Genomic DNA, 10114 nt, shown 5'->3' on the forward strand with positions numbered 1-10114 from the left:
AACCCATAAAAAACAATAAAAAACCAAAATCACACAACATCCTGATAAAACACAAAATAATCAAATGATAGATGGCGGCATGAGAGCAGCCTAGACCGCCGAAATCCCCGCCTGCACCCCGACACGCCGCAGAATCATCGGCAATCGCAGCAGAATCAGCAGCAGAATCACCGCCAGAACCGCCAGCGCCCAGGAATCCCACACCTTCAGCGACCAGACCCAATGCAGGCCGCCCAAGATCGAGGCAGGATAGATCAACCGGTGCAAGACAAACCAGCGCGAACCCAGAGCACGGCGGGACTGCCGGTTCGAGCTCAGCGCAAGCGCCAGCAGCAAGAGAAAGCCCGCCATGCCGAACAGCAGATAGGGCCGCTTGACCACATCGCGCAGCATCTGTCCCCAGAGCAGACCCATGTCCAGATAGACCCAGGCCAGCAGATGACCGGCCAGATAGGTGAAACAGAGCAGCCCCAGCGCCTGGCGCTGACGCATCAGGTTCAGCCGCGTCAGGCGCAGCAGCGGCGTCACCGCCAGCGTCGCCAGCAGGAAATAGATCGCGGTGCGGCCCAGACGGTGTTCGATCGCCCGCACCGGATCGACCCCGGCCTGGCCCGTCGCCACCTCCCAGGCCAGCAGCGCCAGCGGCAGCAGCCCCGCCGGCCAGACTGCCCGGGCAGGGATGCGGCGCAACCATGGGTTCAGAAACCGCGCCATCAGTAAAACTTCTTCAGATCCATCCCCGCATAGAGATCCGCCACCTCATCGCCATAGCCATTGAAGGGCAGCGTTTCCTGGCGGCCGCCGAACAGCCCGGCACCGATGCGGCGTTCGCTGGCCTGCGACCAGCGCGGGTGATCCACCGCGGGGTTCACATTGGCGTAGAACCCGTATTCCCCCGGCTGCATCATCTGCCAGGTGGTCTGCGGCTGGCGGTCGGTCAGGGTGATCGAGACCAGCGACTTGATCGACTTGAAACCATACTTCCACGGCACCACCAGACGGATCGGCGCGCCGTTCTGATTGGGCAGCAGCTTGCCGTAAAGCCCGGTGGCAAGAATGGTCAGCGGATGCATGGCCTCGTCCAGCCGCAACCCCTCGCGATAGGGCCAGTCAAGGATGGCGCTGCGCTGACCGGGCATCTGCGCGGGATCCTGCAGCGTGCGGAAGGCGACGAATTTCGCCCCAGGCTGCACGCCGACCCGCGCCAGCACCCCGGCCAGCGGCACGCCCAGCCAGGGAATCACCATCGACCAGGCCTCGACGCAGCGCAGGCGATAGATGCGCTCCTCAAGCGCGGATTCGGGGGCCAGATCCGCCACGTCGTAGTTGCCGGGGCGGTCCACCATGCCGCCGACCTCGACCGTCCAGGGCGAGGTCTTCAGACTGCCCGCATGCTGCGCGGGATCGGTCTTGCCGGTGCCGAATTCGTAGAAATTGTTGTAATTGGTGATGTCTTCAAGGCTGTTGGGCTTGTCCTGCACCGGCGTGGCAGCCGCCGGGCAGGCGACCGCCGCCGCGGCAGCGGCCAGAAAGCCGCGGCGGTCCAGAAAAACCGCCTCGGGCGTGACATCCGACCATTTCAGAACCATGGCGCCCCCCCTTCTGTCCGATGCGCCATGATGCCACCCGCGGGCACGGGCGCCGATGAAATTCCGCGTGAGCGGGCCGCAGGCAGGGGGCGGCCAGGCCGGGCCGCCCCGCCCCGGGTCACTGCAGCGGCATGCGCGGGCCGTCGTCAGGCGCTTCGCCGGCATGCAGGCCGGCGAGGCGGTTGCCGACGATCAGCCCGTCGCGCCCCGAGGTGACATGCACGGATTGCCCGTCCAGCACCTCGCCGGCCAGGATCATCTCGGCCAGCGGATTCTGCAGGCTGCGCTGGATCACCCGCTTCAGCGGCCTGGCACCGAACACCGGGTCATAGCCCTCGTCCGCCAGCCATTTCACCGCATCCTCGTCCAGATCCAGCGCGATCTTGCGCTGCGCCAGACGCTGTTCCAGCTGCGCCAGCTGAATGCCGACGATGGCATCCATATTGTCGCGGGTCAGCCGGTGGAAGATGATGATCTCGTCGAGCCGGTTCAGGAACTCGGGGCGGAAATGCGCCCGCACCGCCGCCATGACCTGGGTGCGCGCCTGGGCGCTGTCGGCACCCTCGGGCAGCGCGCTCAGCGCCTGCGAGCCAAGGTTCGAGGTCAGGATGATCAGCGTCTGCTTGAAATCCACCGTCCGGCCCTGGCCATCGGTCAACTGCCCGTCATCCAGCACCTGCAACAGCACGTTGAACACGTCGGGATGCGCCTTTTCCACCTCGTCGAACAGGATCACCTGATAGGGGCGGCGGCGCACGGCCTCGGTCAGGGCGCCCCCCTCGTCGTAGCCGACATAGCCGGGGGGAGCGCCGATCAGCCGGGCCACCGAATGCTTCTCCATGTATTCCGACATGTCGATGCGCACCATGGCGGCATCGTCGTCGAACATGTATTCGGCGATGGCCTTGGTCAGTTCGGTCTTGCCGACGCCGGTGGGGCCAAGGAACAGAAAGCTGCCCAGCGGCCGGCGCGGATCGTTCAGCCCGGCCCGGGCCCGGCGCACGGCATTGGCGACCGCGGTGACCGCCTCGGACTGGCCGATGACGCGCCTGCCCAGCACCTCCTCCATCTTCAGCAGCTTCTCGCGCTCGCCCTCCAGCATCTTGCTGGTCGGGATGCCGGTCCAGCGCTCGACCACCTCGGCGATCTGCTCGGGACGCACGGCCTCGGCGACCATGGGACCGTCATCGCTGCCCTCGGCGGCATCAAGCTGCTTTTCCAGCCCCGGGATGATGCCATAGGACAGTTCCCCCGCGCGGGCGAGATTGCCCTCGCGCTTGGCCTGATCCAGTTCGGCGCGGGCGCGGTCCAGCTGCTCCTTGAGGCAGCGCGAGCCTTCCAGCCGGTCACGCTCGGCCTGCCAGCGCGCGGTCAGGGTGGCGGATTTCTCGGTCAGTTCGGAAAGCTGCTTTTCCAGCTTTTCCAGCCGGTCCTTGCTGGCGGCGTCGTCTTCCTTCTTCAGCGCCTCGGCCTCGATCTGCATCTGCAGGATCTGGCGGTCGAGCTGGTCCAGTTCCTCGGGCTTGCTGTCCACCTCCATGCGCAGGCGCGAGGCCGCCTCGTCCACCAGGTCGATGGCCTTGTCGGGCAGGAAGCGGTCGGTGATGTAGCGGTGCGACAGCACCGCTGCCGAGACCAGCGCCGCGTCCGAAATGCGCACGCCGTGGTGCAGTTCGTATTTCTCCTTGATGCCGCGCAGGATGCTGATCGTATCCTCGACCGTCGGCTCGGCGATCAGCACTGGCTGGAACCGTCGGGCCAGCGCCGCGTCCTTTTCGATATATTTGCGGTATTCGTCCAGCGTGGTGGCGCCGACGCAATGCAGCTCGCCCCGCGCCAGAGCGGGCTTGATCAGATTCGCGGCATCCATGGCGCCGTCGGTCTTGCCGGCGCCGACCAGCACATGCAGTTCGTCGATGAACAGCACCACCTCGCCGGCGGCGGCCTCGATCTCTTTCAGCACCGCCTTCAGCCGCTCCTCGAACTCGCCGCGGTATTTCGCGCCGGCGATCAGTGCGCCCATGTCCAGCGCCCAGAGCTGCTTGTTGCGCAGGCTTTCCGGCACATCGCCGTCGATGATGCGCAGCGCCAGGCCCTCGGCGATGGCGGTCTTGCCGACGCCGGGCTCGCCGATCAGCACCGGGTTGTTCTTGGTGCGCCGCGACAGCACCTGCATGGCGCGGCGGATTTCCTCGTCCCGGCCGATGATCGGGTCGATCTTGCCGTCGCGCGCCGCCTCGGTCAGGTTGCGGGCGTATTTCGACAGCGCCTCATAGCTGTCCTCGGCGCTGGCGGTGTCGGCGGTGCGGCCCTTGCGGATATCGTTGATCGCGCCGTTCAGCGCCTGGGCGCTGACATTGCCGGCCTTCAGCGCATCGCGGGCGCCGGTATTGCTGATTGCAAGCGCGGTCAGCACGCGCTCGGCGGGAACAAAGGCATCGCCGGCCTTCTTCGCCAGGCTCTCGGCCTCGTCCAGCACGCGCACCAGGCTCGGGTCGACATAGACCTGCCCCTGGCCGCCGCTGACCCTGGGCTGCTTGCCGACCGCCTGATCGACGGCCTGGCGCACCGCCTGCGCGTCGCCGCCGGCGCGGGCGATCAGGTTGCTGGCAAAGCCCTGGTCGTCATCCATCAGCGCCTTCAGCAGATGCTCGGGCATCACGCGCTGATTGTTCTCGCGGATCGCAATCGTCTGCGCCGCCTGCAGGAAGCCCCGCGAGCGTTCGGTAAACTTTTCCATATCCATGTGAAATCCTTTCCAAAGCCCCCGTCATGGACCGCCCGCGTCGGCGCGGCCCGGTCGGGTCCTGCCAGTGACATGGGCAGGGATAAACGGGGTTTCAAGGCGCCGGCAAGGCGCCTATAAGCGCGCCGTTCCCTGGCAGGCCGAGGTGGAAAATGAACGACCGTCTGATCGTGGCGCTGGATGTGCCGAATGCGCTGGCCGGGCTGCAACTGGCCCAGCAGATCGGCGATGCTGCCAGTTTCTACAAGATCGGCCTTGGCATGCTGACCGGGGGCGGCCTCGCGCTGGCCAATGAACTGAAGCAGGAACATGGCAAGCGCATCTTCCTCGACATGAAGTTCTTCGACATCGGCGCCACGGTCGAGGCGGCGGTCAGGGGCATCGCGCAATATGATCTGGATTTCCTGACCGTGCACGGCGATCCCCATGTGGTGCGCGCCGCCAAACAGGGCGCGGCGGGGTCGAACCTGAAAATCCTCGCCGTGACCATCCTGACATCGCTCGACCGCGGCGATCTGGACGAGGGGCTGATCCTGCCCGGCGACCTGGCCGAGATCACCGCCACCCGCGCCGCCCGGGCGCTTGCGGCCGGGGCCGATGGCGTCATCGCCTCGCCGCGTGAGGCCGCCTTGATCCGCGCCCTGCCCGAGGCCGCGGGCCGGCTGATCGTCACCCCCGGCGTGCGCCCGACGGGCGCGGACGCGGGCGACCAGAAGCGCATCGAGACCCCCGCCACCGCGATCCGCAACGGCGCCGATCACATCGTCGTCGGCCGCCCGATCTGGCAGGCCGCCGATCCGCGCGCCGCGGCGCTGGCGATCCAGGCCGAACTCGCCGATCTCCGAGCCGGCCTCTGATCAGCCGAAATTGCGCCGGAACACCGGCTGCAAGGCGGGCCGCGCCATCGTGGCGCAGGCAATGGCCTCGATCCGCGGCGCCTGCTGCGCAAACCAGTCCGGCCCGGGCTGCCAGTGGCGCATCACCGCCAGATAGATGTCCAGCGCGGAAAACCGCGCGCCCAGGAACCAGGGGCCATCGGCGGCCGCCTCGACCGCCGACCACAGACCGCAAAGCCGCGCCCCGATCGCCGCGGCCAGTTCCTGCTGAGCCGCCTCGGCGGCCAGCAACCGCGAAGGATCGTCGCCGAAGGTGAAGCAGGGATAGACCTGCGCCACCAGAAAGATCAGCCAGCGCAAAAAGGCGGCGCGCTCGGGCGCCTGCCCGCCCGGCACCAGATCGTCGCGCCCGGTCAGGTCGGCCAGATACAGGGTGATCGCGGCGCTTTCCGGGATCACCCTGCCATCGGCCAGCACCAGCACCGGCACCTGCGCCGCCGGGCTGATCCGCGCCAGATCGCGCCGCGCCCCGGCGTCGCGAAACAGGTCGCCCACCTCGATCTCCTCGGCGGCAAGACCGTAATGCGCCAGTTGCGCCTCGACGATGGCCGAGCCCCAGCCGCTTCGGCGATAAAGCTGCATCCGCGCCATGATTCCTCCCCTGCGACCGGCACCCGGACGGCATTGTCGCGCCGCCGCGACTGGTCCGGCAAGTGCGGGATACGCTCACGCCGCTGTCAGCACCGGTGCGGCGGGATTTCCGCAGAACGTGATGTGCAACCTTTCCGGGGGCCGCTATCATCCGGCCATGAACATCAGATCCCTCGCCCTTGCGCCCGTCCTTGTGCTTGCCATGGCCTTTCCGGCCCTGGCGGAAAAGATCCCGCTGAACGAGATCTCGCGCTATCTCAACAGCCTCAAGACCGCGACCGCGGATTTCACCCAGGTCAATGCCGACGGCTCGGTGTCCTCGGGTGTGGTCTATATCCAGCGCCCGAACCGGGTGCGTTTCGAATACAAGGGCGACAATACGCTGGTCCTGGCCTCGGCCGGGCAGGTGGCGGTGTTCGACGGCAAGTCGCGCGGCGCGCCGCAGATCTATCCGCTGTCGAAAACCCCGCTGTCGCTGATCCTTGCGCCCGACATCGACCTTGGGCGCGCCCGCATGGTCACCGGCCATGGCGAAAAGAAGAATGCCACCGTGGTCACGGCGCAGGACCCGCAGCACCCGGAATACGGAAATATCCAGATGCTGTTCACCGCCAATCCGACGCAGCTGCGCCAATGGGTGGTGACCGACGAATCGGGCAAGCGCACCACCGTCATCCTGGGCGATCTGAAGACCGGGGTCAGCTTCCGCCCCTCGGCATTCGTCATCGAGAACGAGATCGCCCGCCGCAAATAGGCGGGCGCCCGGCTCAGCGGCAGGCGGCCAGCTGCGCCTGATAGCGGTCGGCGCGGCTGTCCACCTTGCCCGCCACTTTCATCAGCCAGGGCTTGCCATTGTGCGAGCCCTTGGCAAAGCCCTGCCGCCCCTCGTGATAGGCCAGATATTGCGAGGCGGCATCCCATTTCGAGATGCCCAGCGAGCGCGCCGAATCGTTCATGTACCAGCCCATGAAATCGGTGGCGTCCTTGATGTTGTCGCGCCGGGCACGGCGGTTGCCGGTGGCGCGGCGATAGTCGTCCCAGGTGCTGTCCAGCGCCTGGCTGTAGCCATAGGCCGAGCTCTGCCGCCCGACCGGGATGATGCCCAGCACGAATTGATGCGGCGTGCGCGCATTGCCGATGAATTTCGATTCCTGGTGGATGGTCGCCATCTGCACATGCACCGGCACGCCCCAGCGCCGCTCGCTTGCCTTCATGGCGCGCATATAGGCGGGGCGCTCCTTGGCCAGCGCGCAGGCGTTGTCCAGATTGCGCGGCGCCTTGTGGTCGCCGCCGCCGCCGCACGAGGCCACCAGCCCGACGATGGCGAGCTTGAGAAACCTGTTCATTCTGCCCCTCATGTTTTTTGCGCCCAGCATAAGCGCATTCGCACCCGGGGCGCAAATGACAATGCCACGATGACCACAGTTGGGGTCTCAGCTGGGCAGGACCGAGACCGATTTCACGATCGCATGGCAGGCGACCCCCGGGCGCAGATCCAGCGCCGCGACCGAGCGCGGGGTGATCTGCGCCAGCATGCGCTCTTCGCCCAGAGCCAACTGCACCAGCCCGCCGTCGATGCGGGTGACCCGCACCGGCAAGGCGTTCAGAGCCGACAGCCCCTGCGGCGCGGTGCGCGCCAGGATGACCTCATGCGCCAGGATACGCAGCCGCAGCACCCGGCCCGGCGCCAGCTGCAGGTCCGGCAGCAGCAGGCTGCCCGCCAAGGTTGCCACCCGCGTCAGCCCGTCGGGCTCGCGCGCTTCGACACGGGCGGCGATCAGGGCGCCGGCCTCGCGCGCGCCCAGCAGGGGCGCCAGCGCCGGATCGGCCAGGATGCCGGCCAGCGGCCCGCAATGCTGCACCCGGCCCTGCCCCATCAGCACCACGGTGGTGGCCAGGCGCAGCACCTCGGGCACCGAATGGCTGACGAACAGGATCGGCAGGCGGATCTCGTCGCGCAGGCGCTCGAGCCAGGGCATGATCTCGGCCTTGCGTGCCTCGTCCAGCGCCGCCAGCGGCTCGTCCAGCACCAGCAGCGCCGGATCCGACAGCAACGCGCGGCCGATGGCGACGCGCTGGCGCTCGCCGCCCGACAGTCGGCCGGGACGGCGCGCCAGCAGCGGACCCAGCGCCAGCATCTCGACGATGCGCCCGAACTCGCGCCCGGCACCCGGCCGCCAGCGCGAGGGATAGCGCAGGTTCCCGGCCACGTTCATATGCGGAAACAGCCGCGCGTCCTGGAATACGCAGCCGATGCGGCGGGCCTGCGGCGACAGATCCGTGGCCCCGTCGAACAGCACCCTCCCGCCCAGGGCGATGCGCCCGGAATCTGGCCGCAGCAGCCCGATGATCGCATTGATCGTGCTGCTTTTGCCGCAGCCCGAGGGGCCGAACAGCGCCGTCACCCCCTGCGGCGCCTGGAAATGCACCTCCAGCGCCAGCCCCGGCAGCGCGCGGCGAAAGCCGACCTCAAGCATCGCGGCCCGCCGCCACACGCCGCGCCAGCGCCTCGGATGCCAGCACCGCCGCCACCGCGATCAGCGCCGAGACCAGCACCAGCCGCAGCGCCGCCGCCTCGCCCGAGGGCACCTGCAGCAGCGCATAGATCGCCGAGGGCATGGTCTGGGTCTGGCCGGGGATATTGGACACAAAGGTGATGGTGGCGCCGAATTCGCCCATCGCCTTGGCAAAGCCCAGCGTCGCCCCGGCCAGCACCCCGGGCAGGATCAGCGGCAGCGTCACCGTCAGGAAGATCCAGGGCCGCGGCGCCCCCAGCGTCGCCGCGGCCTGTTCCAGCCGCGGATCCACCGCCTCGAAGCCAAGGCGGATGGCGCGCACCATCAGCGGAAACGCCATGATCGCCGCCGCCAGCGCCGCCCCGGTCCAGCGAAAGGCCAGCACGATGCCTAGTGGCTTCAACAGGCTGCCGATCGGGCCCTGGGTGCCAAAGCCCAGCAGCAGCAGATAGCCGGTGACCACGGGCGGCAGCACCAGCGGCAGATGCACCAGCGCACTCAGCAGGCCGTGGCCGGGAAAGCGCCGCCGCGCCAGCAGCCAAGCCACGCCCACCGCGACCGGCAGGCTGGCCAGAGTGGCGACAGCGGCCACCCGCAGCGACAGACGCACCGCCTGCCATTCCTGGGGACCAAGCCAGTCGGTTGAAATCATTCCGCGACGCTGAAACCCTGCGCTTCAAAGATCGACCTTGCCGGTTCCTGCGACAGGCTGTCAAGGAAGGCGGCGGCCTGCGGCGTATCAGCCGCCTTGGTCACCGCCGCCGGATAGACGATGGGCTTGTGGCTGTCGGCGGGGAATGTGGCGACGACGCCCACGCCCGGCTCGGCCACGGCGTCGCTGCCATAGACGATGCCCAGCGGCGCCTCGCCGGTCGCGACCAGTTTCAGCGCCGCGCGCACGTTGTCGGCCTGCGCCACCTGGCCCTCGACCCTGTCCCACAGGCCCAGCGCGGTCAGCGCCTCCTTGCCATATTGGCCAGCGGGCACGGAATCGACCATCGCCATGGCCAGCCTGCCCTCGCCCAGCAGCGCCGGCAGATCGGCCAGATCCGCCGCTGCCGGCTTGCCGCTGCCCACCAGCACCAGCGTATTGCCCAGCAGGTCGCGGCGCGTGGCGGCATCGATGTCGCCCGAGTCCGCCACCGCATCCATCCACTGCTTCGAGGCCGAGATGAACAGATCCGCCGGCGCCCCCTCCTGGATCTGCCGCGCCAGTTGCGAACTGCCGGCATAGGAAATCACCAGCGTATCGCCATGCGCCTGCTGCCAGTCGGCGGCGACGGCATCCAGCGCATCCTTGAGGCTGGCGGCGGCAAAGACGGTGATCTCGTCGGCCCGGGCGGCGGGGGCAAGCGCGATCAGCGCGGCAAGAATCCACGGGGCAGGAATCCATGGGGCAGGCATGGGCGGCATCCTTTCGTTATGTCCGCGCAGACATAACCACAACCCACCCATGCGCGGCAACAGGGATCTAGGGCCAGTGGACATTCATTTCGCGGCGAAGATGGTCGCCACGAGGTGCCAGTTGGCGGTGTAACTGCATGCAGTCTTTTCGTAGCGGGTAGCGATGGCCAGGAACTCCTTGATCTTCATGAAGAAATTCTCGATCAGATGTCGCCATTCATAGGCATGCCGGTCGTGGTCGCGCCTGATCTTGCGGTTCGCTTTCGGCGCAATGACTGCGCTCGCGCCGCGCAGATCCCCGAAGTTCGACAGTTCCGCGGGCATTTTGAGCCTGCTTGAGTATCCAGCATATGCAAAATCAAGGCATTACAT

General features: G+C 67.6%; 10 protein-coding genes and 1 pseudogene. 2 read left to right on the top strand and 9 right to left on the bottom strand.

What is annotated here, in order from left to right:
• Positions 1-90: 90 nt before the first annotated feature.
• From WMK75_RS17105 to clpB, 3 genes are all read right to left on the bottom strand, one after another.
• On the bottom strand, positions 91-714 hold the full coding sequence (locus WMK75_RS17105) for a protein-methionine-sulfoxide reductase heme-binding subunit MsrQ (RefSeq protein WP_347268798.1): 624 nt from the start codon (positions 712-714) through the stop codon (positions 91-93).
• A complete protein-coding gene (msrP, locus tag WMK75_RS17110; RefSeq protein WP_347268799.1) occupies positions 714-1589 on the bottom strand; it encodes a protein-methionine-sulfoxide reductase catalytic subunit MsrP in 876 nt (291 codons plus the stop codon). Before msrP ends, WMK75_RS17105 begins: the two co-directional genes overlap by 1 nt.
• Positions 1590-1707: 118 nt before the next feature.
• On the bottom strand, positions 1708-4335 hold the full coding sequence (gene clpB / locus WMK75_RS17115) for an ATP-dependent chaperone ClpB (RefSeq protein WP_347268800.1): 2628 nt from the start codon (positions 4333-4335) through the stop codon (positions 1708-1710).
• Between the two features lie 152 nt (positions 4336-4487).
• Here clpB and pyrF point away from each other — a divergent pair, with 152 nt between their 5' ends.
• Positions 4488-5192, top strand: coding sequence for an orotidine-5'-phosphate decarboxylase (pyrF, locus tag WMK75_RS17120; RefSeq protein WP_347268801.1), 705 nt, complete (start codon positions 4488-4490; stop codon positions 5190-5192).
• Here the strand turns inward: pyrF and WMK75_RS17125 are convergent, their stop codons facing one another.
• The gene (locus tag WMK75_RS17125; RefSeq protein WP_347268802.1) at positions 5193-5822 is read right to left on the bottom strand and encodes a glutathione S-transferase family protein; all 630 of its coding nucleotides are present in this window, start codon (positions 5820-5822) and stop codon (positions 5193-5195) included.
• A 157-nt stretch (positions 5823-5979) separates the two neighbouring features.
• Here WMK75_RS17125 and WMK75_RS17130 point away from each other — a divergent pair, with 157 nt between their 5' ends.
• Positions 5980-6576: an outer membrane lipoprotein carrier protein LolA gene (locus WMK75_RS17130; protein ID WP_347268803.1), complete on the top strand. Its 597-nt coding sequence runs from the start codon at positions 5980-5982 to the stop codon at positions 6574-6576.
• A 13-nt stretch (positions 6577-6589) separates the two neighbouring features.
• Here the strand turns inward: WMK75_RS17130 and WMK75_RS17135 are convergent, their stop codons facing one another.
• The 5 genes and pseudogenes from WMK75_RS17135 to WMK75_RS17155 form a co-directional block, all read right to left on the bottom strand.
• Positions 6590-7168, bottom strand: coding sequence for a lytic transglycosylase (locus WMK75_RS17135; protein ID WP_347268804.1), 579 nt, complete (start codon positions 7166-7168; stop codon positions 6590-6592).
• 87 nt (positions 7169-7255) lie between these two features.
• Positions 7256-8299 carry a molybdenum ABC transporter ATP-binding protein gene (modC, locus tag WMK75_RS17140; RefSeq protein ID WP_347268805.1) on the bottom strand — a complete coding sequence of 348 codons (1044 nt, stop codon included), beginning with the start codon at positions 8297-8299 and terminating at the stop codon, positions 7256-7258.
• Positions 8292-8990 (bottom strand): molybdate ABC transporter permease subunit, encoded by a 699-nt coding sequence (gene modB, locus WMK75_RS17145; protein ID WP_347268806.1) that lies wholly within the window; start codon positions 8988-8990, stop codon positions 8292-8294. Before modB ends, modC begins: the two co-directional genes overlap by 8 nt.
• The gene (modA, locus tag WMK75_RS17150) at positions 8987-9742 is read right to left on the bottom strand and encodes a molybdate ABC transporter substrate-binding protein (protein ID WP_347268807.1); all 756 of its coding nucleotides are present in this window, start codon (positions 9740-9742) and stop codon (positions 8987-8989) included. Before modA ends, modB begins: the two co-directional genes overlap by 4 nt.
• An 84-nt stretch (positions 9743-9826) precedes the next feature.
• Positions 9827-9964, bottom strand: a pseudogene (locus WMK75_RS17155) (IS5/IS1182 family transposase); the annotation flags it as partial.
• Between the last annotated feature and the right edge of the window lie 150 nt (positions 9965-10114).

The organism is Paracoccus sp. (in: a-proteobacteria) (genome assembly GCF_039808215.1).
Lineage (GTDB): Bacteria > Pseudomonadota > Alphaproteobacteria > Rhodobacterales > Rhodobacteraceae > Paracoccus.

Bases quoted from the DNA above. Each gene is read 5' to 3' on its own strand.
- WMK75_RS17105 (WP_347268798.1), bottom strand. From the start codon at position 714: ATGGCGCGGTTTCTGAACCCATGGTTGCGCCGCATCCCTGCCCGGGCA.
- msrP (WP_347268799.1), bottom strand. From the start codon at position 1,589: ATGGTTCTGAAATGGTCGGATGTCACGCCCGAGGCGGTTTTTCTGGAC.
- clpB (WP_347268800.1), bottom strand. From the start codon at position 4,335: ATGGATATGGAAAAGTTTACCGAACGCTCGCGGGGCTTCCTGCAGGCG.
- pyrF (WP_347268801.1), top strand. From the start codon at position 4,488: ATGAACGACCGTCTGATCGTGGCGCTGGATGTGCCGAATGCGCTGGCC.
- WMK75_RS17125 (WP_347268802.1), bottom strand. From the start codon at position 5,822: ATGGCGCGGATGCAGCTTTATCGCCGAAGCGGCTGGGGCTCGGCCATC.
- WMK75_RS17130 (WP_347268803.1), top strand. From the start codon at position 5,980: ATGAACATCAGATCCCTCGCCCTTGCGCCCGTCCTTGTGCTTGCCATG.
- WMK75_RS17135 (WP_347268804.1), bottom strand. From the start codon at position 7,168: ATGAACAGGTTTCTCAAGCTCGCCATCGTCGGGCTGGTGGCCTCGTGC.
- modC (WP_347268805.1), bottom strand. From the start codon at position 8,299: ATGCTTGAGGTCGGCTTTCGCCGCGCGCTGCCGGGGCTGGCGCTGGAG.
- modB (WP_347268806.1), bottom strand. From the start codon at position 8,990: ATGATTTCAACCGACTGGCTTGGTCCCCAGGAATGGCAGGCGGTGCGT.
- modA (WP_347268807.1), bottom strand. From the start codon at position 9,742: ATGCCTGCCCCATGGATTCCTGCCCCGTGGATTCTTGCCGCGCTGATC.